General features: G+C 66.6%; 19 protein-coding genes and 1 pseudogene. 6 read left to right on the top strand and 14 right to left on the bottom strand.

The genetic code is table 11. The features are described 5' to 3' along the window. Window positions 1–22: 22 nt before the first annotated feature. Both RR42_RS06210 and RR42_RS06205 read left to right on the top strand, forming a co-directional pair. On the top strand, window positions 23–1756 hold the full coding sequence (locus RR42_RS06210; RefSeq protein WP_043344936.1) for an acyl-CoA synthetase: 1734 nt from the start codon (window positions 23–25) through the stop codon (window positions 1754–1756). 566 nt (window positions 1757–2322) lie between these two features. After that, a complete protein-coding gene (locus RR42_RS06205) occupies window positions 2323–2679 on the top strand; it encodes a hypothetical protein (protein WP_043344935.1) in 357 nt (118 codons plus the stop codon). On the opposite strand, the gene RR42_RS06200 is transcribed toward RR42_RS06205, so the two are convergent. Then, the gene (locus RR42_RS06200; RefSeq protein ID WP_082054810.1) at window positions 2652–3572 is read right to left on the bottom strand and encodes a ferritin-like domain-containing protein; all 921 of its coding nucleotides are present in this window, start codon (window positions 3570–3572) and stop codon (window positions 2652–2654) included. The genes RR42_RS06205 and RR42_RS06200 overlap by 28 nt on opposite strands. A gap of 131 nt (window positions 3573–3703) precedes the next feature. Between RR42_RS06200 and RR42_RS06195 the strand changes: the two genes are divergently transcribed. The 3 genes from RR42_RS06195 to RR42_RS06185 all read left to right on the top strand — a co-directional run bounded on the left by RR42_RS06195 (window position 3704) and on the right by RR42_RS06185 (window position 5832). Further along, window positions 3704–4228, top strand: a complete 525-nt coding sequence (locus RR42_RS06195; protein ID WP_006160208.1) for a gamma carbonic anhydrase family protein — start codon at window positions 3704–3706, stop codon at window positions 4226–4228. Window positions 4229–4275: 47 nt separating this feature from the next. Further along, complete coding sequence (locus tag RR42_RS06190; RefSeq protein ID WP_043344934.1) at window positions 4276–5304, top strand: Hsp33 family molecular chaperone HslO; 1029 nt, start codon at window positions 4276–4278, stop codon at window positions 5302–5304. A 126-nt stretch (window positions 5305–5430) separates the two neighbouring features. After that, on the top strand, window positions 5431–5832 hold the full coding sequence (locus RR42_RS06185) for a hypothetical protein (protein WP_043344933.1): 402 nt from the start codon (window positions 5431–5433) through the stop codon (window positions 5830–5832). 123 nt (window positions 5833–5955) lie between these two features. Here the strand turns inward: RR42_RS06185 and ftsB are convergent, their stop codons facing one another. The 12 genes and pseudogenes from ftsB to edd all read right to left on the bottom strand — a co-directional run bounded on the left by ftsB (window position 5956) and on the right by edd (window position 18886). Then, on the bottom strand, window positions 5956–6294 hold the full coding sequence (ftsB, locus tag RR42_RS06180; protein WP_043344932.1) for a cell division protein FtsB: 339 nt from the start codon (window positions 6292–6294) through the stop codon (window positions 5956–5958). 83 nt (window positions 6295–6377) lie between these two features. After that, window positions 6378–7667 carry a phosphopyruvate hydratase gene (gene eno / locus RR42_RS06175; RefSeq protein ID WP_043344931.1) on the bottom strand — a complete coding sequence of 430 codons (1290 nt, stop codon included), beginning with the start codon at window positions 7665–7667 and terminating at the stop codon, window positions 6378–6380. Window positions 7668–7780: 113 nt separating this feature from the next. Then, window positions 7781–8071: a DUF1330 domain-containing protein gene (locus RR42_RS06170; protein ID WP_043344930.1), complete on the bottom strand. Its 291-nt coding sequence runs from the start codon at window positions 8069–8071 to the stop codon at window positions 7781–7783. A gap of 90 nt (window positions 8072–8161) precedes the next feature. Continuing rightward, the gene (gene kdsA / locus RR42_RS06165) at window positions 8162–9034 is read right to left on the bottom strand and encodes a 3-deoxy-8-phosphooctulonate synthase (RefSeq protein ID WP_043344928.1); all 873 of its coding nucleotides are present in this window, start codon (window positions 9032–9034) and stop codon (window positions 8162–8164) included. Window positions 9035–9063: 29 nt separating this feature from the next. After that, window positions 9064–10716: a CTP synthase gene (locus tag RR42_RS06160; protein WP_043344927.1), complete on the bottom strand. Its 1653-nt coding sequence runs from the start codon at window positions 10714–10716 to the stop codon at window positions 9064–9066. A gap of 150 nt (window positions 10717–10866) precedes the next feature. After that, window positions 10867–11672 (bottom strand): annotated as a pseudogene (locus tag RR42_RS06155) (alpha/beta fold hydrolase). Window positions 11673–11693: 21 nt separating this feature from the next. Next, window positions 11694–12515 carry a peptidase gene (locus tag RR42_RS06150; RefSeq protein ID WP_173430672.1) on the bottom strand — a complete coding sequence of 274 codons (822 nt, stop codon included), beginning with the start codon at window positions 12513–12515 and terminating at the stop codon, window positions 11694–11696. Window positions 12516–12657: 142 nt separating this feature from the next. Next, window positions 12658–13482: a transglutaminase family protein gene (locus tag RR42_RS06145; protein ID WP_043344924.1), complete on the bottom strand. Its 825-nt coding sequence runs from the start codon at window positions 13480–13482 to the stop codon at window positions 12658–12660. Between the two features lie 36 nt (window positions 13483–13518). Beyond that, a complete protein-coding gene (locus RR42_RS06140; RefSeq protein WP_043344923.1) occupies window positions 13519–14472 on the bottom strand; it encodes an alpha-E domain-containing protein in 954 nt (317 codons plus the stop codon). A gap of 95 nt (window positions 14473–14567) precedes the next feature. Next, a complete protein-coding gene (locus RR42_RS06135; RefSeq protein WP_043344922.1) occupies window positions 14568–16040 on the bottom strand; it encodes a circularly permuted type 2 ATP-grasp protein in 1473 nt (490 codons plus the stop codon). A 262-nt stretch (window positions 16041–16302) separates the two neighbouring features. Next, the gene (locus RR42_RS06130) at window positions 16303–16812 is read right to left on the bottom strand and encodes a gluconokinase (RefSeq protein ID WP_043344920.1); all 510 of its coding nucleotides are present in this window, start codon (window positions 16810–16812) and stop codon (window positions 16303–16305) included. A gap of 187 nt (window positions 16813–16999) precedes the next feature. Beyond that, window positions 17000–18886, bottom strand: coding sequence for a phosphogluconate dehydratase (gene edd, locus RR42_RS06125; protein ID WP_043344917.1), 1887 nt, complete (start codon window positions 18884–18886; stop codon window positions 17000–17002). A gap of 325 nt (window positions 18887–19211) precedes the next feature. On the opposite strand from edd, the gene RR42_RS06120 reads away from it, so the two are divergent. Then, entirely contained in the window at window positions 19212–20150 is a 939-nt protein-coding gene (locus RR42_RS06120) for a MurR/RpiR family transcriptional regulator (protein WP_043344915.1), read from the top strand. On the opposite strand, the gene RR42_RS06115 is transcribed toward RR42_RS06120, so the two are convergent. Further along, window positions 20062–22500, bottom strand: coding sequence for a DNA internalization-related competence protein ComEC/Rec2 (locus RR42_RS06115; protein WP_043344913.1), 2439 nt, complete (start codon window positions 22498–22500; stop codon window positions 20062–20064). The two genes, RR42_RS06120 and RR42_RS06115, sit on opposite strands and share 89 nt — an antisense overlap. Window positions 22501–22544: the final 44 nt, after the last annotated feature.

Genomic DNA, 22544 nt, shown 5'->3' with positions numbered 1-22544 from the left:
AACGCAACCCAGGAGACCCAGCATGGCCGCACCTGCCCTGCCAGCAAGCCGGCGCGACGACTATCCCGCGCTACACTCGCAATTCCACTGGCATGTGCCCGAGTTTTTCAACCTGGCCGAAGCATGCTGCGGCCGCTGGGCACGCGACCCGGCCACGATGGATCGCATCGCGGTCCACACCGAGCACGAGGACGGGCGCCGCGCCAGCTACAGCTACGCCTTCATCCAGGCCGAGGCCGATCGCCTCTGCCGGGCGCTGCGCACGCTGGGTGTGGCGCGGGGCGACCGCGTGGGCATCGTCATGCCGCAGCGCATCGAGACGGTAATTGCGCATATGGCGATCTATCAGCTCGGCGCCATCGCCATGCCGTTGTCGATGCTGTTCGGCCCGGAAGCCCTGGCGTACCGCCTCCAGCACAGCGAGGCGTGCGTGGCGATTGCCGACGAATCCTCAATCGACAACGTGCTGGCCGCGCGCGCGGAGTGTCCGGCTCTGGCCACGGTGATCGGCGCCGGTGCCGCCGTGGGCCGCGCGGAGCACGACTGGGATGCGCTGCTGGCCGCCGAGTTGCCGGCGTTCACCGCGGTCGTGACCAAGGCCGATGAGGCTGCGGTGCTGATCTACACCAGCGGCACCACCGGCCCGCCCAAGGGCGCCCTGATCCCGCACCGCGCGCTGATAGGCAATCTCCCCGGCTTCGTCTGTTCGCAAAACTGGTTCCCCCATGCCGACGACGTGTTCTGGAGCCCGGCGGACTGGGCCTGGACCGGCGGGCTGTGGGATGCGCTGATGCCCACGCTGTACTTCGGCAAGACCATCGTGGGCTACCAGGGCAGGTTCTCCGCGCAAACCGCCTTCGAGCTGATGGCGCGTTATCGCGTCACCAATACCTTCCTGTTTCCCACCGCGCTCAAGCAGATGATGAAGACCTGCCCCGCCCCGCGCGCGCATTACCAGTTGCACCTGCGCGCGCTGATGAGCGCGGGCGAGGCCGTGGGAGAAACCGTGTTCGCCTGGTGCCGCGACGCACTCGGCGTGGTCGTCAACGAGATGTTCGGCCAGACCGAGATCAACTACATCGTGGGCAACTGCACCGCGCAAAACGACGATGGCCAGCCAGGCTGGCCGGCGCGCCCGGGCTCGATGGGAAGGCCCTACCCCGGGCACCGCGTCGCCGTCGTCGATGACGAGGGCAGGCCCTGCGCGGCTGGCGAGGACGGCGAGGTGGCCGTGTGCAGCACCGACGTCCACGGCCATCCCGACCCCGTGTTCTTCCTCGGCTACTGGCGAAATGACGACGCCACCGCCGGCAAGTACCTGGCGCGCGACGGCCTGCACTGGTGCCGCACGGGCGACCTGGCGCGCATCGACGAAGACGGCTACCTGTGGTACCAGGGGCGCGCCGACGATGTCTTCAAATCCTCCGGCTACCGCATTGGCCCGAGCGAGATCGAGAACTGCCTGCTCAAGCATCCCGCCGTGTCGAACTGCGCGGTGGTGCCCTCACCGGACCCGGAGCGCGGCGCGGTGGTCAAGGCGTTCATCGTGCTGGTGCCATCGATCGTGCGTTCGGCGCAGGCCGACGCCGCGCTGGTCGCCGAGCTGCAGCAGCATGTGCGCGGCCAGCTTGCGCCGTACGAGTATCCCAAGGTCATCGAATTCATCGCGCAGTTGCCGATGACCACCACCGGCAAGATCCAGCGGCGCGTGCTGCGCGAAATCGAAGCCCGGCGCGGCGCGCCAGCGCACCCGTAGCACTGGCAGGCGGGTGCGGCCGCAAGGCTCTCGCCCGCCCCTGCCCCAGGCACTCAAACCCGCCCCCCAAGCCCCGCCTCCCAGCGTCCGGCCGGCACAACCTGCCGCGCCACCGACAACCGATCGCCCGCGTCGATCCGCGCCGCCCTCCCGGCAGTCAAGTTTTCGTCGAATCTGACGTTAGCAAGGACATGCGGAGCGCATCGCTATTGCGCATCCCATTCGGCAGATCGGTCCACACGTTCCAGTCGCAGAGGAAGGCATCCATGCCAGCGCATTTTCTCCGAAAAATTTATAGGATCATCCCTATAAAAGCCAACAAGAATCATTCTCTTTTTCCCATTTTTATCAGGGTTTTTCTTATATCCCCAGCGGCATCGACACGGCCGATAGCAGCGCATTTCGCAACCTGATCTGCAACCTGACCTAACAGATTAGTGCAAAAAAAGGGTTGGGAAAACTCTGATTATCTTGATTGTTTTTCCCAATTTCGGGAAATAAAGTTCCCAAAGAGCGCACAGAAATTTCCCAATGTGCCTCAAGTCAATGACGAACAGGAGATCACGATGAGCACGTTTGCAAGCACCGGCCGCGCCGCCTCCCACCGCTTCGCTCTTCGGCTGCCGCTGGCCCTGGCGAGTGCTTTGCTTTCGGTATCCGCGTGGGCCGCGGACGGCGTGATCTACTTCCGGGGGGCCATCGTCGCGCCCCCCTGCAATACGCAAATCAGCACGAGCGGGACCGCCTCGCTAAGTTGTCCGGCAAACGGCACGCATGCCGCGGAGTCTGCCGCCCTGCCGCTACAGCCTGGCCGGGCCGTCCAGCTGGCGACCGCGCGCGCCTTTGTCGTGCCCGTGCAATTCGCGACCGGCCCCGGTAGCGGCAACAAGCAGGGCTATGTCGTGGTGACGGAATACAACTGAGCGGCCTGTCCCTCGAGCCACGCCAGCTCATCCTCGTCGAAACCCGCCGCGCGGCGCGCCGCCAGGTTGAAGGGCGGCCGCAGGCGCGGCGCCTGGTAGCGCTCGGCCAGTTCGGCGTAGGTGGCGACGGGGTCCAGGCCGCGGGAGGCGCATAGCCAGCGGTACCAGTGGTTGCCAATGGCTACGTGACCTACCTCGTCGCGCAAGATGATGTCGATGATGGCGGCGGCCTCATGATCGCCCGCGGCTGCGAGCTTGGCGCGCACCGGCGGCGAGGCATCCAGCCCGCGCGCCTCCAGCGTGCGCGGCACCAGCGCCATGCGCGCCAGCACGTCGCCGGCAGTCTTGTCCGCCATCTCCCACAGGCTGTTGTGCGCCGGAAAATCGCCGTAGCATGCATCCAGCGTGGCCAGGTGCTGCGCGAGCAGGCTGAAATGCAGCGCCTCCTCGTCGGCCACGCGCAGCCAGTCCAGGTAGAAGGCTACCGGCATCGCATCGAATCGCCAGATGGCATCCAGCGCCAGGTTGATCGCGTTGAACTCGATATGCGCGAGCGCGTGGATCAGCGCCGCGCGGCCGGCGGGCGTATGGATGGAGCGGCGCCGCTCCACCCGCTGCGGGGCCACCAGTTCGGGCAGCGCCGGCCGGCCGGGCAACGGCAGTTCGGCCGCGATCGCCTCGCCGATGCCCAGGGCGTCTGGCGCCATGGCCTCGGCCGCCAGCCGCATCCGGCGTGTGGCCGCAGCCTTCTCGTGCGCGTCGCTCAGGCACAGGATGGCAAGCGCCTGGCGGCGCAAGGACGGCGCCGCCGCGCCGGATAGAGCACCAGGCGTGGCACCGCGATCGGGGTCAGGGGCGCCAGGCGACGCGGCGTCGGGTAGGTTTGCTGGCATAAGCGTAAAATCCGGTTTGCCGCCATTGTAGGGCCCGGCAGGTGGCACCCTATGCCAGCAGGCCCGCCCACGACCCTTTAAAGCCCGGCGGCAAACCCCATATACCCATACGAACTTGTGCAGGAGACCCCATGGCGCTTTACCAGCTCGGCGACGTTGCCCCCACCATCGATCCGGATGCCTACGTGGCGCCGGAGGCCACCATCATCGGCAACGTGACGCTCAAGGCGCGTGCCAGCGTATGGCCAGGCGTGGTGATCCGAGGCGACAACGAGCCGATCGTGGTTGGCGAGTCCAGCAATGTGCAGGAAGGCACCGTGCTCCATACCGACCCCGGCTGCCCGCTGACCATCGGCGACAAGGTCTCGATCGGCCACCAGGCCATGCTGCACGGCTGCACGGTGGGCGAAGGCTCGCTGATCGGCATCCAGGCGGTGATCCTGAACCGCGCGGTGATCGGCAAGGAGTGCCTTGTCGGCGCCGGCGCCGTGGTCACCGAAGGCAAGGTGTTCCCGGACCGTTCGCTGATCCTCGGCGCGCCGGCCAAGGTGGTGCGAGAGCTCACCGAGCAGGACGTGGCCAACCTGTATCGCAATGCCGAGACCTATGCCACTCGCCAGGCCATGTACAAGACACAACTCAAACGCATCGACTAAGCGACCAAGGCGCCGCGCCAGCGGCTCCGCATTACCGACGGATCATCGTGACTGACACCACCACCCCTGACACCCTGCAGAAATTCCTGTTCGACGCGGCCCCCGTGCGCGGCGAGCTGGTACGCATGCAGGCCACCTGGCAAGAAGTGCTGCGCCGCAACCATTACCCCACGCCGGTGCGCCGGCTGCTGGGCGAAATGATGTCGGCCGCCGCCCTGCTTTCGGCCAACCTGAAGTTCAACGGCGCGCTGGTGATGCAAGTGCACGGCGATGGCCCGGTGCGCATGCTGGTGGTGGAGTGCCTGTCCGACCTGTCAATGCGAGCAACGGCCAAGCTGGCCGAAGGCGTGACGCTGGCCGACGACGCCACATTGGCGGATCTCGTCAACGTCAGCGGCCACGGCCGCTTTGCCATCACGCTGGACCCGCAGGACAAGCTGCCCGGGCAGCAGCCGTACCAGAGCATCGTGCCCCTGGCCGACAAGCATGGCCCGATGACATCCATGACCGCCGTGCTCGAGCACTATATGCAGACGTCCGAGCAGCTCGACACGCGGCTATGGCTGGCCGCCGACGACAAGGTTGCCGCCGGCATGCTGCTGCAAAAGCTGCCCTCCTACGGCGGCACGCTGGAAGGCCACGCCGAGCGTGAGCCCGCGCAAGTCGGCGAAACCGGCGCGCCGCTGGCGGAGACCGCCCGCGCGCAGGACCTCGACACCTGGGACCGTGCCTGCCAGCTCGGCGCCACGCTCAAGGACGCCGAACTGCTGGCCGAGACCCCGGACACCTTACTGCGCCGCCTGTTCTGGGAAGACCTGGAAGCCACCGGCCTGCGTGTGTTCGAGCCGCTGACGCCGCACTTCCAATGCTCGTGCTCGCGCGCCAAGGTGGCGGGCATGCTGCAGAACCTGGGCCGCGTGGAAATTGAAGACATCCTGGTGGAACGCGGCGAAGTGGAAATCCAATGCGATTTCTGCGGCCAGCAATACCACTTCGACCCGGTCGACTGCGCGCAGCTGTTCACGCCGGTGCCTGTGGCTACCGGCGCCGGCGACGGCGCGGGCCAGCAGCACTGAGCGGCGGCGCGCGCAACGGCGATGCGAGCGACGGTGCGGGCCATGATGCGAAGCGCAACGGCAGGAACCTTTCTGCACTGCGCCGGGGTCCAAGCGTCAGCGCCTCACCAGAGTCAGGGAGTCATCATGTCCGCTTTGTCCTCTCACCCGTGCGCCACGATCAGCGCCATGCTGCTTGGCGCCGTGCTGGCCTGCGGCGGCTGCGCCCAGCTGCCGCGCGACCTCAACGGCTCGCCGCCGACAGCCCGCCTGGCGCCCAACGGCGTGCCGCCGCCGCCCGTCACCGCGGAAGAAATCCAGAAGATCGGCGAGCTGAACCGCCAGGTACTGCGCGAGCAGGATGCCGCGATTGCCCGCCAGCAACAGGCGGAAGCCATGGCGCGGGCGGCAACCTACTATGCGTATCCCTCGCCTAGCTGGAACCTGTACTACGGCGGCTGGGGCGGCGGGCACTGGGGCGGCGGAGTCGGATTCAGCAGCCCGGGATACCGGGGCTGGGGCTACGGTGGCTATCCGTACTGGTGGTAAGCAGCGGTAAGCAGCTAACGAAACTGGTGCAGCAGGCAACCAAGGACGCGAGCCTGCGTCATCCATGCCGTTGCGCAGCAACGGCGGCAGACGCCACGAGACAGAAACGGGAAAGACGCCAGCTTAGTGGCGATTGAATGCCGGGGAGTTCGCCGGAGGCGGCAGCGGCGGCGTGGCGCTGACCTTGGGGGCCGGTGCCACGAACTGCACGAACACCTCGCCATCCTTGACCATGCCCAGCTCATAGCGGGCACGCTCCTCAATGGCGCCGGTGCCATCCTGCAAGTCCTTCACTTCCCCTTCCAGCTTGGCGTTGCGCAGCTTGAGCGCCTGGTTGTGCGCAATCTGTTCCTGCGCCTGCTTGTCCATATCCCACACACGCAGCCAGCCGCCCTTGCCCAGCCATAGTGGATACTGGATGGCGAGCAACAGCACAAACAACAGCAACGAGATCAGGCGCATGGATTCCGGCGCTTAAGCAAAAGAAGGGAAGTTGCGTCATGCGCCGGCCGCGGCATTGTGCGCGGCCGGCGCATGGCACGAGCTTAGCGCAGATTGTAGAACGCGCTCTTGCCCGGGTAGCTGGCGATATCACCGAGATCTTCCTCGATGCGCAGCAGCTGGTTGTACTTCGAGATACGGTCCGAACGCGACAGCGAGCCGGTCTTGATCTGGCCGGCGTTGGTGCCCACCGCGATATCGGCGATGGTGCTGTCCTCGGTCTCGCCCGAACGGTGCGAGATCACGGCCGTGTAGCCGGCGCGCTTGGCCATTTCGATGGCGGCGAAGGTTTCGGTCAGGGTGCCGATCTGGTTGATCTTGATCAGGATCGAGTTGCCGATGCCCTTTTCAATGCCTTCCTTCAGGATCTTGGTGTTGGTGACGAACAGGTCGTCGCCCACCAGCTGCACGCGCTTGCCCAGCTTGTCGGTCAGCACCTTCCAGCCGTCCCAGTCGCCTTCGCCCATGCCGTCCTCGATCGACACGATCGGGAACTTGTCGCACAGGTTGGCCAGGTAGTCGGCGAACTGGGTCGAGGTCAGCTTCAGGCCTTCGCCATCCAGGTGGTACTGGCCTTCGGCTTCGTGATAGAACTCGGTGGCCGCGCAGTCCAGCGCCAGCAGCACGTCTTCGCCCGCACGGTAGCCAGCCTTCTCGATGGCCAGCAGGATGGTGTTCAGGCACTCCTCGTTGGAAGCGAAGTTGGGGGCAAAGCCGCCCTCGTCACCAACCGCCGTGGACATGCCCTTGTCGGACAGGATCTTCTTCAGTGCGTGGAACACTTCAGCGCCGCAACGCAGGGCTTCACGGAAGCTCGTTTGCGAAACCGGCATGATCATGAATTCCTGGATGTCCAGGCTGTTGTTGGCGTGCGCGCCACCGTTGACGATGTTCATCATCGGCACCGGCATCTGCATCGCGCCCGACCCGCCGAAGTAGCGGTACAGCGGCAGGCCGGCTTCTTCGGCAGCGGCACGGGCCACGGCCATCGACACGGCCAGCGTGGCGTTGGCGCCAAGGCGGGCCTTGTTGTCGGTGCCGTCGAGGTCGATCAGGGTGCGGTCCAGGAAGGCTTGCTCGGAAGCGTCCAGGCCCATGATGGCTTCGGAGATTTCGGTATTGATATGCTCGACCGCCTTCAGCACGCCCTTGCCGAGGTAGCGCGACTTGTCGCCGTCACGCAGCTCGATGGCTTCGCGCGAGCCGGTGGATGCACCCGACGGCACTGCCGCGCGGCCCATCACGCCGGATTCGAGCAGGACGTCGCACTCGACCGTCGGGTTACCGCGCGAGTCGAGAACTTCGCGACCGATGATATCTACGATTGCACTCATGGATTCCTCTTGGACTGTTGATGCTTGAGATGCTTGATGACTTCTTACTACACGGGCGCCATGCCCTGGACTACCGCTGGCTACAGCTGACCGAACTGGCTGACGCTTAAGCCTCAGGCGCCTTCCACCACGATCATGTTCATGCGCGCGGCATGCTCGCGCGACCTGCGCGCGGCGCGGTATTCCTCGCTGTCGTGGAACGACTTTGCCGCGTCATAGCTGGGAAACTTCAGCACGACGACGCGCGTCGGGGCCCAGTCGCCCTCGAGCTGCTCGGTCTTGCCACCGCGCACCAGTACCTCGGCACCATGCACCTTCATGGCATGGCTGGAGAGCACTTTGTACTCTTCATACTGCTGGGGATCGGTGACATCGACGTGGGCAATGATATAGCCGCTGGCCATGGCGTATCTCCGTGTGTTCTTATGATGTTGATTCTACTTGGCTGATCATGGCCGCCTGATGACGGCCATGACCGCGGAGGCACGGCAAGCTCAGGCGCAAGCCACCGGCCAGCCGAAATTGTCTTCCAGGAAGCCGGTGCGCTTGACCAGGGTGTCCAGGTCCTTGAGCACCGACAGCAGTTCCTTCATGCGCGACAGCGGCACGGCGTTGGGGCCGTCCGACATGGCCTTGCTCGGATCCGGATGGGTTTCCATGAACAGGCCCGCCACGCCAACCGCCACGGCGGCGCGGGCCAGCACCGGCACGAACTCGCGCTGGCCGCCCGAACTGGTGCCCTGGCCGCCCGGCAACTGCACCGAGTGGGTGGCGTCGAACACCACCGGCGCGCTGGTCTCGCGCATGATCGCCAGCGAGCGCATGTCCGAGACCAGGTTGTTGTAGCCGAAGGAAACGCCGCGTTCGCAGGCCATGAAGCTGTCTTCCGGCAGCCCGGCCTCGCGCGCGGCATCGCGCGCCTTGTCGATGACATTCTTCATGTCATGCGGCGCCAGGAACTGCCCCTTCTTGATATTGACGGGGCGGCCGCTCTGCGCGCAGGCACGGATGAAGTCGGTCTGCCGGCACAGGAAGGCCGGCGTCTGCAGCACGTCGACCACGGCCGCCACCGGCTTGACCTCGTCGATCTCGTGGATGTCGGTCAGCACCGGCACGCCGATCTCGCGCTTGACGGTGGCGAGGATCTCGAGACCCTTCTCCATGCCCAGGCCACGGAAGGTCCGGCCCGACGAGCGGTTGGCCTTGTCGAACGAGGACTTGTAGATAAAGGGAATACCGAGCTCGCTGGTGATCGCCTTGAGCTCACCGGCCGTATCCAGCGCCATCTGCTCGGACTCGATCACGCACGGGCCGGCGATCAGGAAGAAGGGCCGGTCCAGGCCGACGTCAAATCCACAGAGTTTCATCGCTAATCTCCTGCTTGCGGTGCCGGGGCTCAGCCCGCCTTCTTCTGCTGGCTGGCCAGCGCCGCTTCCACGTAGGCCTTGAACAGCGGATGGCCATCGCGCGGGGTGGAGGTGAATTCCGGGTGGAACTGCACGCCAACGAACCACGGGTGCAGGCTTTCCGGCAGTTCCATCATCTCGGGCAGGTCTTCGGTCGGCGTACGCGCCGAGATCACCATGCCCGCCTTTTCCAGCGTCGGCACGTAGTGATTGTTGACCTCGTAGCGATGGCGATGGCGTTCGTTGACTTCCGGGCCATAGATCTGGCTGGCCTTGGTTCCAGCCTTGACCGGCACGCGCTGCGCGCCGAGGCGCATGGTGCCGCCCAGGTCGGACTCGGCGGAGCGCTGCTCGACCTTGCCTTCGCGATCCACCCACTCGGTGATCAGCGCGACCACCGGATGTTCGGTTTCCAGGTTGAACTCGGTCGAGTTGGCATCGGCCATCGCCGCCACGTGGCGAGCGAACTCGATCACGGCCAGCTGCATGCCCAGGCAGATGCCCAGGTACGGCACCTTGTTCTCGCGAGCGTACTGGATCGCACGGATCTTGCCTTCCGTGCCGCGCTTGCCGAAGCCGCCCGGGACCAGGATCGCGTCCAGCGGCTTGAGCACTTCGAGGTGACCGGACTCGAGCTCTTCCGAATCGATGTACTCGATGTTCACGCGGGTGGCGGTGTGCATGCCGGCGTGGCGCAGCGCTTCGATCAGCGACTTGTAGGATTCGGTCAGGTCGACATACTTGCCCACCATGCCGATGGTGACCTCGTGCTGCGGGTTTTCCTGGGCATTGACCAGGCGCTGCCACATGGAGAGATCGGCCGGTTTGGGATCGATACGCAGCTCCTCGCAGATCAGGCGGTCGAGGCCTTGCTCGTTGAGCATCTGCGGGATCTTGTAGATGCTGTCCACGTCCCACACCGAGATCACGGCTTCTTGCGGGATATTGGAGAACAGCGAAATCTTGGCGCGTTCTTCGTCCGGAATCGGGCGGTCGGCGCGGCACAGCAGCGCGGTCGGCGAGATGCCGATTTCACGCAGCTTTTGCACCGAATGCTGGGTCGGCTTGGTCTTGAGCTCGCCGGCGCTGGCAATGAACGGCACCAGCGTCAGGTGCACGAAGGCGGCGTGGTTGCGGCCCATGCGCAGGCTCATCTGGCGCGCGGCTTCCAGGAAGGGCAGCGATTCGATGTCACCCACCGTGCCGCCGATCTCCACCAGCGCGACGTCCGCCTTGCCACCGTGCGACGCAGCCGCGCCGCGCTCGATGAAGGCCTGGATTTCGTTGGTGATGTGCGGGATCACCTGCACCGTCTTGCCGAGGTACTCGCCGCGGCGTTCCTTGCGGATCACCGATTCGTAGATCTGGCCCGTGGTGAAGTTGTTCGACTTGCGCATCTTGGCCGAGACGAAGCGCTCATAGTGGCCGAGATCGAGGTCGGTTTCCGCACCGTCTTCCGTGACGAACACTTCGCCATGCTGGAAGGGGCTCATCGTGCCGGGATCGACGTTGATGTAGGGATCTAGCTTGAGGAGGGTGACTTTGAGGCCGCGCGACTCGAGAATGGCCGCGAGCGAAGCAGCAGCGATGCCCTTGCCGAGAGAAGAGACGACACCACCGGTGACGAAGACGAATTTGGTCATAAACCGAGCTTGCCGGGGAAATCGGGATTATACATGAGAGGCCGCCTGCTGCAGCGCCGCATTTGCGACAAGTCGCCTTGCCCGGCAACCGCTGAGACGCTTTCGGCGCTTCGCACTCGTGCCCCCGCGCCCCGCCCTATCCTGCCCCGCCTACGGACGCGCGCAGGCAGTGCCGTCGCCCCGCATTTGCCCGACCAGATCGCGGATCAGTCCGGCGGTCTGCCCGGGATGCTCCATCGGATACAGGTGCCCGCCCTCGATAAAGCGCAGGCGCTCGCCCACCAGCTTGCGCGTGGCGCCGAGCCCGCATTGCCGCACTTCGCGCGAGCGCGTGCCTGCGACAAAGCTGACCGGCACCGGCGCGCCCCCAGGCTGGTGGGCAGCGTGCGGTAGATCTGGTACTCGATCTCGCGCTCGAAGCGCAGGCGGCGCTCGGCGTCGTTGCCGGTCGGCTCCGTGCCATGCATCGCATAGTCGCGCAGCACTTCCTCGTCCCACGATGCAAACACCGGCTTGGAGCGGAAATGCTCCCACACCGCCTCGGCATCCGGCCAGTGCGTGCGCCGCCGCCGGGTCGCGGCAGCCGGGCTGGGCCGCTCATCCAGGCCGAAGCGCTGACCGGCCTTGAGCAAGGCGGCGCGCCACCCGGCAATCACGGGCGAATCCAGCATCACCACGCCGCGCACCCACTGCGGGCGGCGCAGCGCGGCCATCAGCGACAGGAAACCACCAAGCGAATGCCCCACCAGCCATACCGGCTCGCGGTACTTCTGCTCGATCGAAGCCAGCAGCTCATCGACCAGGTGCGGCCACTCGCGCGTGACCGGGAATTTCGGGTCGTGGCCATAACGGTCCACGGCGCGGATCTCGAAATCGTCTTCCAGCGTTCCAAACAGCTTGCGGTAGGTGCTGACCGGAAAACCGTTGGCGTGCGAAAAATGCAGAATGTCGCGCATCGGGGTATTCGCGGTGCGCCCTCAGTCCTGCGTGCCGGCACGTTCGCGCGTGGCGCGCACTGGCTGGCCCCAGCGGTCGCCCGCGCCCTGGCGCGCCAGCGGAAACTCGGCCGGCGCGTTGGCATCCCACTCCGGATCGTTGATCTCGCCGAAGACCTGGCGCAAGCGTTGCCCCCAGGTATCGCGGATCATGCGGAAGTAGGCGTTCTTCTCGTCAATGTTGACAAAGCGGGTCACGCGCAGCGAATCGCCCTCGTAGACCAGCAGGTCCAGCGGCAGGCCTACCGAGATATTCGACTTCAACGTGGAATCCATCGAGATCAGCGCACACTTGGCTGCCTCGCCCAGCGGCAGCGTCGGCTCGACCACGCGATCGATGATGGGCTTGCCGTACTTGGCCTCGCCGATCTGAAAATAGCAGTTCTCGGGGGTGGCCTCGACGAAATTCCCGGCAGCGTACACATGGAACAGGCGCACGCGTTCGCCGCGGATCTGGCCGCCGAAGATCAGGCTTACATTGAACTCGATGCCGGCCTCGCGCAGCGCGTGGGCGTCGTGCTTGTGCACCTGGCGCACCGCGTCGCCAACGATGGCGGCCGCCTCGAACATATCGCGCGCCGCCCACAGCGAGCGCTTCTCGTCGCGGCCCTCCGCCAGGATCTGGCGCACCGCCTGGCTGATCGCCAGGTTGCCCGCGGTCAGCAAGACCATCACGCGGTCGCCCGGCTCCTCGAACACGGTCATCTTGCGAGCGGTCGAGATCGCATCGACACCGGCATTGGTGCGCGAATCAGAGAGGAACACCAGCCCGGCATCCAGCCGCATGGCTACACAGTACGTCATGATCTTGTCTTGTAATGGTGCACGTTCACGCCTGGCCCATCGCCAAGCCTGTCGCCCGGGCCAAGGCCGCATTCTAGCGCCGCGCAGGTGCGCCCGGGACCTTGCGGCGCGCCCGCTTTTGGTGCGCGACGCACCACCTCATTCACTGCAACGGCAAAATGGCGATCTCGACCGCCAGCCGCTCGCCGCTGCCACCTTCGCGAATCCCGCGCACCGGCGCGGCCATGCGATAGTCCCGCCCGACCGCCAGCCGGATATGGCGCGCGTCGCTCAGGCAGCCGTGGGTCACGTCGATGCTGCACCACAACTCCTTGCCGGCATCCACGCAGACATCGGCCCAGGCGTGGCTGGCCAGTTCCGTTGCGGCCGGGTCATGGAAATAGCCGCTGACGTAGCGCGCCGGCATGCCCAGGGCCCGGCAGCATGCCACCATCACTTGCGCCTGGTCCTGGCAAACCCCACGGCCCAGTGCGAACGCGTCGCTGGCCGAGGTGTCCACATCGGTGCTGTCCGACTGGTAGCGCACCCGCCCGGCGATGCCATTGGCCAACGCCAGCAGCGCGGGCACTGTCGCCCCTGCCGCCAGGTAGGGCGCGGCAAAACGCACCATCTCCGGCTTGGCGGCGGTCAGCGGCGTGCCGCCAAGGTAATACAGCGGCGACACACGCGTCTCGCCGGCCGGCGGCGCATCGCAGAAAAACGGTCCGTGCGCATCCACTGGCGGCGTCACATCGACCACGCCGCCGGCCTCGATCACCAGCGTATGCGCCGGCCCGGCCACAGTGAAGCTGTGCACGATATTGCCGAAGCCGTCACGCGCCTCGGACAGGTTGCCGGGAACGGACAACTGCCATTGCTGCACGGCCTGCAGCGGGCCCGAGCGCGGCGCGAGGCGCAGTTCGTGCACGCTGCGCAGGAACGGCTCGGCGTAACGGTAGACCGTCTTGTGGTGAATCTTGTATTTCATGATGTGGCGAGGCCGGCACCCCCCACTTCTAATAGGTCAGGCAGCGAGCAGCGGCACGAGGAAATCCCGGCTGATGCCGTTGCCGAGGTCGCCGATGCGCTCCAGGAAACTGGTCAGGTAAGCATGCAACCCGACGGCGAAGATGTCGTCGATGCGCGCATATTTCAAATCGGCGTGGAGTTTACCAGCCTGGCGCTCGGTCTCCGAAGAATGGTGGTTGCCCACCAGCGCCAGGATCGACACCACCTCGTCCATGCTGGACACCAGCGAGCGCGGCATGTCGGGGCGCAGCACCAGCAGTTCGGCCACGCGCTCCGGCGTGATCACGGTGCGATACACCTTGCGGTACACCTCGAAGCCCGACACTGAGCGCAAGACGGCCGCCCAGTGATAGAAATCGTTGGCGTCGCGATTGGGATCGCTATCGTCGACCGTGCTGGCCTGGAACTTCACGTCCAGAATTCGCGCGGTGTTGTCGGCGCGTTCCAGGAACGTGCCCAGCCGCATGAAGTGGAAGGCATCGTCCTTGAGCATGGTGCCAAACTGCACGCCTCGGGCCAGGTGGGAGCGGAACTTCACCCACTCGAAGAACTGCGAAGGATCCTCGCGCAGCACGCCATCGGCGATCATGCGCTGCACGTCGAGCCAGGTGGTGTTGATGGTCTCCCAGACCTCGGTGGTCAGCGAGCCGCGCACCGCGCGGGCGTTCTCGCGGGCCGCGCGCAGGCAGCTCATGATGGACGAGACATTGGTCATGTCGCGCACCATGAAGTCAATGACATCGTCGCGCGTGAGCAGGCCGTACTTCTCGTCGAACACCGTGGTCAGCTCGGAGATATCGAGCATGGCCCACCAGCCTTGTTCCGCCACTTCCGCGGACTGCGGCAGCAGCGAAGTCTGGTAGTTCACGTCCAGCATGCGCGCGGTGTTCTCCGCGCGTTCGGTATAGCGCGCCATCCAGAACAGATGGTCGGCGGTGCGGCTAAGCATGGTCAGTCCCCTCGTACAGCGCTGTTCGCCCGCGCGCCGCCGGCAACGCGGCGGCCTGCGCGGGAATCACAAACTATCCTTGCGTGCGCCGCGCCTCAGCGCTCCAGCACCCAGGTGTCCTTGGTGCCCCCGCCCTGCGAGGAGTTGACCACCAGCGAGCCTTCGCGCAGCGCCACGCGGGTCAGCCCGCCCGGCACCATGCGCACGTCCTTGCCGGACAGCACGAACGGACGCAGGTCGATGTGGCGCGGCGCGATCCCCGACTCGACATACGTCGGGCAGGTGGACAGTGCCAGCGTGGGCTGCGCGATGTACTGCTCGGGACGCGCGCGCACGACCTCGCGGAACGTGTCGATCTCCGCGCGCGTGGCGGCAGGCCCCACCAGCATGCCGTAGCCGCCGGCCCCGTGGGTTTCCTTGACCACCAGCTCGCTCATGTGGTCCAGCACGTACTGCAGGTCGTCCGGGCGGCGGCACATGTACGTCGGCACGTTGTTGAGGATCGCTTCCTCACCAAGGTAGAAGCGGATCATGTCGGGCACGTAGGGATAGATCGACTTGTCGTCGGCCACGCCCGTGCCAATGGCGTTGCAGATGGTGACATTGCCCGCGCGGTAGACCGAGAGCAGCCCCGCCGCGCCCAGCGTGGAATCCGAGCGGAACACCAGCGGGTCGAGGAAATCGTCGTCGACCCGGCGATAGATCACGTCGATGCGCTGCGGGCCCTGGGTGGTGCGCATGTAGAGGTGCTCGTCCTGTACGAACAGGTCGCTGCCCTCGACCAGTTCCACGCCCATTTGCTGCGCCAGGAAGGCATGCTCGAAGTAGGCGGAGTTGTACATGCCGGGCGTGAGCACCACCACCGTGGGATCGGCTATGTTCTGCGGCGAGACGCCGCGCAGCATGTCGAGCAGCAGGTCGGGATAGTGCGCCACCGGCGCCACGCGATTGCGCGCGAACAGGTCCGGGAACAACCGCATCATCATCTTGCGGTTTTCCAGCATGTAGGACACACCGGAGGGCACGCGCAGGTTGTCTTCCAGCACGTAGAACTCGCCCTCGCCAGCGCGCACTACATCGATGCCGGCCACGTGGGCGTAGATATCGCGGGGCACGTCGATGCCAAGCATTTCCGGGCGGTACTGCGCATTGTTGTAGATCTGGTCTGGCGGGATCACACCGGCACGGATGATGTCCTGCCCGTGATAGATATCGTGAATGAAGCGGTTCAGCGCCGACACCCGCTGGCGCAGGCCGCGCTCGAGCGTTGCCCACTCGCTGGCGGGGAAGATGCGGGGAATGACATCGAACGGGATGGTCCGCTCGGTACCGCTGTTCGACTCGTCCTTTTCGCCGTAAACGGCGAACGTGATGCCCACGCGCCGGAAGATCAGGTCTGCCTCGGCGCGCTTGTTGCCCATGGTGCCTTCGGACTGGCGCGCCAACCAATCCGCGAACTGCTTGTAATGCCCCCGCACGGCACCTGCCGGCAGGGACTCGCCCGCGTGGATTGCTGCTGCCACGCCATCTTGCCAATCGAGCATCTCGTCGAAAAACCGCGCCGCCATGATGGCCGTTCCCCCATGATTTGGGTGCCGCCCGAACTGCCGGCTATCCCGTTTTGATTGGCTTGTTGTTCCCGGCACAGCACCTTGAGATCACCACCCGAGGCCCGGCGGCTTGGCCGCGGACCATCTCGTCATGCTTCGAAGTGCTGTCCCTATAGGATACCTATGACCACGAAAGCCGCAAGCGGCAGGCATTCGCGCCATCAAACGTGGATAAGCAAGATGTTTGCCAGCCTTGGCTTCGGGCCGGCGTGGCATCGGTTCAGCGGGCGATCGCCACGCCTTTTTGTGCCTGCACTCCAGCCAGGATGCACTGCACCAGCGCCTCCGGCGTCTGGCGGATATCGAGCACCAGGGCCTCGCGCGGCTCCTCCAGGGTCTCGAACTGGCTCTGCAACAGGGCGGGATTGAAGAAGTGCTCGCTGCGCTCGGCCAGGCGGCCGCCAATGATCGCGGCATCGCCCTTCATGTAGACAAAGGTCACGCCGCCGTCAGCGGGCGTCAGGCGGTCGCGGTAGGTCTGCCGCAGCGCGGAACAGGTAAAGACGTGGGTGCGCCCCTCGGCGCGGGCCGCATCGATCGCCGCGCGCATCGCGGCCAGCCAGGGCCAGCGGTCATCGTCGGTCAGCGGGATGCCGTTGTGCATCTTCGCCTTGTTGGCCGCGCTGTGGAATTCATCGGCGTCATGGAAGCCGCATTGCAAGGTCTTGGCCAGCAACTGGCCGACCGTGGTCTTTCCGCTGCCGGAAACGCCCATCAGGATGTAGATCATGTCTGCTCCAACGATCATGTTCGGATGGTTTTCCCATCCTTGTCGGTCGTCCCCGCGCCGGCCGCTGGCCGGCTCCGCAAGCGTTCAGCCATGAAGCCATGATGGCCCCGCATGGGCCGGCTCGGGGTCGTCTCCGCCAGCCATCGGCTGCCGGGGACACAAATGACACAAATTTAAGGGGCGCTGCCTATTGTGCGACGGCCGCGCCCGTTTGGACAGCGCCGGGCACATCGGCCTCGGAGAGGTCCAGCGCGCTGCCGCCCTCCTCCGCGATCCGCGCGTTGCGGCGGAACAGCCCGAACAAGCCCCGGCCGACGCTGAAGTTCGCGAAGGCGTCGTCCGGCAGCACGGCAGAAGCGCGCGTCGCCAGGTCGCCGTCGCCATTGGCAGCGCCGAGCCATTCCAGCGTGCCTGCCACGGCGTCCACGCGGATCCGGTCGCCGTCACGCACGCGCGCCAGCGGGCCGCCGGCAAGTGCCTCGGGCCCTACATGGATCACCGCCGGCACCTTGCCAGAAGCGCCGGACATGCGGCCATCGGTCACCAGCGCAACCTTGTGGCCGGCATCCTGCAGCGAGCCCAGCACCGGGGTGAGACGGTGCAGCTCTGGCATGCCGTTGGCGTTGGGTCCCTGGAAACGCACGACCGCGATCATGTCGCCGGTGAACTCGCCGGCTTCGAACGCGGCTTGCAATTGCTCTTGCGAGTCGAAGACGCGTGCCGGTGCCTCGACCACCCGATGCTCGTCCGCCACCGCCGACACCTTGATCATGCCGCGGCCGAGATTGCCTTGCAGCAAGCGCAAGCCGCCCTCGGCGGAAAACGGTTCGGCAGCGGTGGCCAGCACCGTGGCATCACCGCTGACGGCGGCGCCGTCGCGCCACTGCAGCACGCCGTCGATCATCACGGGCTCTTGCGTGTAACGGGCCAGGCCACGCCCGGCCACGGTTTCCACGTCCTCGTGCAGCAACCCGGCGCTGAGCAGCTGGCGAATCACGTAGGCCACGCCGCCCGCGGCGTGGAAGTGGTTCACGTCGGCCGAGCCGTTGGGGTAGACCCGCGCCAGCAGCGGCGTGATGCGCGAGAGACGGTCAAAATCATCCCAGTCGATCAGGATGCCCGCCGCGCGCGCCATCGCCACCAGGTGGATGGTGTGGTTGGTCGAGCCGCCCGTGGCCAGCAGGCCGACCACGGCATTGATCACCGCGCGCTCGTCCACGATGCGCGCCAGCGGCAGGTAGTCGCCGCCCCGCGCCGTCAGGGCCAGCGCGCGCTGGGCCGCGGCGGCGGTGAGCGCGTCGCGCAGGCCGCTGTCCGGATGCACGAAGGCCGCGCCCGGCATATGCAGGCCCATGATTTCCATCAGGAACTGGTTGCTGTTGGCGGTGCCGTAGAAGGTACACGTGCCGGCGCCGTGATAGGCCTCGCATTCGGCCTCCAGCAGAGCTTCGCGGCCCACCTGACCGGTTGCGTAAAGCTGGCGCACGCGCGCCTTTTCCTTGTTGGACAGGCCCGTCGACATCGGCCCGGCCGGCACGAACACCACCGGCAGGTGGCCGAACTGCAGCGCGCCCATCAACAGGCCCGGCACGATCTTGTCGCACACGCCCAGCATGACCGCGGCATCGAAGGTGTTGTGCGACAGCGAGACCGCCGTGGCCATCGCAATGGCATCGCGCGAAAACAGCGACAGTTCCATGCCGGCATTGCCCTGCGTGATGCCATCGCACATCGCCGGCACGCCGCCCGCCACCTGCGCCACGGCGCCAACGGCACGCGCGGCCTCCCGGATCACGCCAGGATAGCGCTCATACGGCTGGTGGGCCGACAGCATGTCGTTGTACGCGGTGACGATGCCGAGGTTGGCAGCATGCTCGACCCGCAGCTTGAGCTTGTCATGCGCGGGCAGCGCGGCCAGGCCGTGGGCAAGGTTGGCGCAGGACAGCCCGCGCAAGGGGCCCATTTCCTGCTGGGCGCGTTCGCAACGCGCGAGATAGGCGGCGCGGCTGCGCTGGCTGCGCGCGATCACGCGCTCGGTGACGGCGTGGACTTCGGCGTGGAGGGCTTTTGACATTGGGGGAGTTCCTGGTCGTGATGCCTGATCGTATCCGGGAGGACTTGGGGACTAGCGTACGCCGGCTGGCGCTATTGTCTGTAGATTTTCTACATTATATCGAAAGCCGGTTTGAAAACACCATGCACACGCATCACAAAGCGCCTTATTAGCTGCATATTCAGCGCAAATAGGTGAAACCCCTAGCCAATCGCCACACTGAAGCCGCGATGATCCCTCCTCGTATTATGTAGAATATCTACATTACGCTCGATTCGTCGAGCCACGGATTCCGGGGCCAGAGCCAGAACAGTTCCCCGGCACAGACAGCCATCCCTGCCCTACCATGCGCGACCGAATTCTTGCCGTCTACGACACACTTCGCCCCTCAGAACGCCGCCTTGCCGACTATGTCGCCCGCCACGGCGCCAGCGTGATCCGCTTGTCGATGCCCGAGCTGGCCGAGCGCGCAGGCGTGTCCCAGCCCACAATTGCGCGCTTTTGCGCGGCGCTGGGCTACGACGGCTTTCGCGAGTTCAAGCTCCAGTTCGCCCAGAACGTGGGCGGTGGCACGCCCTTCGTGCACCAGGACGTCAAGGCTGAGGACCGCCCCGCCGATATCGCCGGCAAGGTGTTCGACCGCACCATCGCCACGCTGATGACCGTGCGCAATGCACTGTCGGCAGACCAGATCGAACATGGCATCCAGCTGCTCGCCGCGGCCAGGCGCATCGAGTTCTATGGCTGCGGCAACTCGGGCATCGTCGCCCTGGATATCCAGCACAAGTTCTTCCGCCTCGGCATGCCAACCGTTGCCTACTCGGACTCGCACGTCTTCAGCATGTCGGCGGCGCTGCTCGGGCCCGGCGACGTGGCCGTGCTGGTCTCCAACAGCGGGCGCACGTGGGACATGCTGGCCGCCGCCACGCTCGCCCGTGCCAGCGGCGCCAGCGTGCTGGCGCTGACCCACAGCGGCTCGCCGCTTGCCGCGCTGGCGGACGTCTGCGTGTTCTCGGACGTGGAGGAAGACAGCGAGGTCTACACGCCGATGACCTCCCGCATCTGCCACCTGGTGCTGGGCGACGTGCTGGCCGCAGGCGTTGCCCTGGAGCGCGCCGACACCGTCTGCGCCGGCCTGCAGCGCGCCAAGGCGCACTTGCGCGAGCGTCGCATCGCCCAGGCCGAGCCCGCGCATCTCAGCGAGGCGCAGGCGGCGCCGCGCGCCAGTAGCGCCGCGCGTGCTGGCGGTAAGCCTGCAGCGCGTAAGACTCGCCGCGCGTCGTAAGCTGGACCGCGCCAGTCTCGTCGCTGCGATAGCGGGCGATCTCGTGCGATCCGTAGCGGCCCCAGATCTCGGGCCGGGGATGCCGGTGGCGGTTGCGGTAGCCCACCTGGAACAGCGCGACCTCCGGCGCCACCACGGCCAGGAACGCGCCGCTCGATGAGGTGTTGCTGCCGTGATGCGGCACCTGCAGGAAGTCCGCGCGCAAGTCTTGCGTGGACAGGCGTGCCAGCAGCGCCGCCTCGTCGCGCCGGCCGATATCGCCGGTCAGCAGCAGGCTGCGCGCGCTACCCGCCACCTTGAGCACGCAACTGCGCGCATTGCTGTTGATGGCGGCATTCTGCGCGTTGCCCGGCAAGGGATGCAGCATGGCAAAGCGCACGCCATCCCACTCCCACTGCTGCCCCGCCTCGCAAGGCTGCGCCTCCAGGTGCGCGGCGCTCGCCGGTGGCACCAGCAGCCGATGTCCCTGCGGCGCGCCCGATAGCAGGCTGTCCACCGGCAGCGCCGCCATGATGTCGCGCGCACCGCCCGCGTGGTCCGCGTCTTCATGGCTGATCACCAGCGTGTCCAGCCTGCGCACCCCCGCGCTGCGCAGGAACGGCACGATGTCCCGCGCGCCGGCGCTGTTGCCCGGTTCGCCGCGCGCGGCGCCCCAGCCGTAAGCCGGCCCGGCATCGTAGAGCAGCACGCGCGAGCGCGTCTCCACCAGTACCGCCGTGCCCTGCCCGATATCGATCGCGGTGGCGCGAAACTCCCCGTGCGCCACTGGCTGCCTTCCCGCCAGCACCATCGGCAACAGCAGTACCACGCCATGCAGGCGCGCGCGCACGCCACAGGGCACGGGCGCCAGCAACAGCAGCGAGCCCAGCACCGCCAGCGCCAGTGCCACTGGCCCGGCGCGCGCGGCCTGCCACACCGCCCACGGCAGCGCCGACAGCCACTCCAGGCCCAGCACAAGCCAGTGCAGCAGCAGATGCGCGGGGCTGAGCAGCCAGCCCGCCAGCGGCGCGGGCATCGCCGCCGCCAGCAAGGCCATGGGCGTCACCAGCAGGCTGATCAGCGGGATCGCCGCCGCATTGGCCAGCGGCGAAATCACCGAGACCTGCTGAAACAGCAGCAGAGTCAGCGGCACCAGCCCGATAGTGACGCACCATTGCGTGCGCGCCGCCTGCGCAAGGCTGGCGCGAACACGCTGCCAACGCGTCGGCGCGGACTGATTGGCCGGTTGCGCCGCGGCCAGGAAGATCACGCCCACCGCGCCAAACGAAAGCCAGAACCCGGGCGACAGCACAGCCCAGGGGTCGAGCCCGATCGCCACGAACGCCGCCCAGGCCAGCACCAGCGAGGCCGGCGGCGTGCGCCCGCTCCATAGCGCCAGCGCCGCCACCACCAGCATCGACACGGTGCGCAGCGCCGGCACCTGCATGCCCGCCAGCAGGCCGTAAACGAGGGCCGCGATCACCGCGCCCACCAGCGCGGCGCGCCGCGCCGGCCACCACAGCGGCAAGGGCCGCGGCAGCCATCGCCCGAGCCCGAACGAATGCCGCCACAGCCAATAGACGATGCTGGAGAACAGGCCGGAAATCATGGTGATATGCAGGCCGGAAATGCTGATCAGGTGGCCGATGCCGGTGCGCGTGAACACGGTCCAGTCCCGCTGCTGGATGCCGTGCTGATCGCCCACCACCAGGGCCGCCAGCACCGGGGCGAAGCGGGCATCGGGCGGCAGGCTTTGCAAGACGTGATCGCGCACCTGCGCCCGCCATCGCGCGATCCGCCACGCGAGCCGTTCGCCGACGGCGTCCTGCGGCTCGCCGATGGCGTCGCGCACGTAGCCGGTGGCGCCAAGCCCGGCCGCCATCAGCCAGAATTCGTAATCGAAACCATGCGGGTTGGCCAGGCCATGGGGCTGGCGCAAGCGCACGGTGAAGACGTAGCGCTCGCCCGGCCGCAAGCTGGCCGGGGCATCTTCCCAGCCCAGCAAGACGCGGGGCGGCATGGCCGCCGCATCGTCGAGCGCGAATACGAAGCGCAGGCCGCGCGCGGCCTGCGCCGGCAGCCCGGCCACCACGCCGCTCAGCTGCAGGTCGACCCCTTCCAGCCCGGGTGCCAGCCGCTGCGCCAGACGAACCTCGGCGCGCCACGCCGAACAGCCGAAACCAGCCAGCAGCGACAATACGATCCAGGCCACCCGCGCCCAGCCAGGCCAGCGTGTGCGCAGGCACAGCGCAAGCGCGGCCGCCAGGAGCCCGGCAGCCGCCAACACCCACACCGCGCCGCCACGCGGCAGCGAGCCTTGTTGCTGCAGCCACCAGCAGCCCGCCACGAAGGCGAGCAAAAACAGACGCATGCGGACTCCCTAAATGGGTCGATGGGATATCGGATGCGTCTGCT

Origin of the sequence: Cupriavidus basilensis (assembly GCF_000832305.1) — a bacterium.
In the GTDB taxonomy this organism is placed as follows: Bacteria; Pseudomonadota; Gammaproteobacteria; order Burkholderiales; family Burkholderiaceae; genus Cupriavidus; species Cupriavidus basilensis_F.
This window is presented reverse-complemented; position numbering and strand designations above follow the sequence as displayed.

Bases quoted from the DNA above. Each gene is read 5' to 3' on its own strand.
- RR42_RS06200 (WP_082054810.1), bottom strand. From the start codon at position 3,572: ATGCCAGCAAACCTACCCGACGCCGCGTCGCCTGGCGCCCCTGACCCC.
- RR42_RS06150 (WP_173430672.1), bottom strand. From the start codon at position 12,515: ATGACGTACTGTGTAGCCATGCGGCTGGATGCCGGGCTGGTGTTCCTC.
- kdsA (WP_043344928.1), bottom strand. From the start codon at position 9,034: ATGAAACTCTGTGGATTTGACGTCGGCCTGGACCGGCCCTTCTTCCTG.
- RR42_RS06210 (WP_043344936.1), top strand. From the start codon at position 23: ATGGCCGCACCTGCCCTGCCAGCAAGCCGGCGCGACGACTATCCCGCG.
- RR42_RS06120 (WP_043344915.1), top strand. From the start codon at position 19,212: ATGCGCGACCGAATTCTTGCCGTCTACGACACACTTCGCCCCTCAGAA.
- RR42_RS06170 (WP_043344930.1), bottom strand. From the start codon at position 8,071: ATGGCCAGCGGCTATATCATTGCCCACGTCGATGTCACCGATCCCCAG.
- RR42_RS06135 (WP_043344922.1), bottom strand. From the start codon at position 16,040: ATGGCGGCGCGGTTTTTCGACGAGATGCTCGATTGGCAAGATGGCGTG.
- RR42_RS06195 (WP_006160208.1), top strand. From the start codon at position 3,704: ATGGCGCTTTACCAGCTCGGCGACGTTGCCCCCACCATCGATCCGGAT.
- RR42_RS06115 (WP_043344913.1), bottom strand. From the start codon at position 22,500: ATGCGTCTGTTTTTGCTCGCCTTCGTGGCGGGCTGCTGGTGGCTGCAG.
- ftsB (WP_043344932.1), bottom strand. From the start codon at position 6,294: ATGCGCCTGATCTCGTTGCTGTTGTTTGTGCTGTTGCTCGCCATCCAG.
- RR42_RS06185 (WP_043344933.1), top strand. From the start codon at position 5,431: ATGTCCGCTTTGTCCTCTCACCCGTGCGCCACGATCAGCGCCATGCTG.
- edd (WP_043344917.1), bottom strand. From the start codon at position 18,886: ATGTCAAAAGCCCTCCACGCCGAAGTCCACGCCGTCACCGAGCGCGTG.
- eno (WP_043344931.1), bottom strand. From the start codon at position 7,667: ATGAGTGCAATCGTAGATATCATCGGTCGCGAAGTTCTCGACTCGCGC.
- RR42_RS06140 (WP_043344923.1), bottom strand. From the start codon at position 14,472: ATGCTTAGCCGCACCGCCGACCATCTGTTCTGGATGGCGCGCTATACC.
- RR42_RS06160 (WP_043344927.1), bottom strand. From the start codon at position 10,716: ATGACCAAATTCGTCTTCGTCACCGGTGGTGTCGTCTCTTCTCTCGGC.
- RR42_RS06205 (WP_043344935.1), top strand. From the start codon at position 2,323: ATGAGCACGTTTGCAAGCACCGGCCGCGCCGCCTCCCACCGCTTCGCT.
- RR42_RS06145 (WP_043344924.1), bottom strand. From the start codon at position 13,482: ATGAAATACAAGATTCACCACAAGACGGTCTACCGTTACGCCGAGCCG.
- RR42_RS06130 (WP_043344920.1), bottom strand. From the start codon at position 16,812: ATGATCTACATCCTGATGGGCGTTTCCGGCAGCGGAAAGACCACGGTC.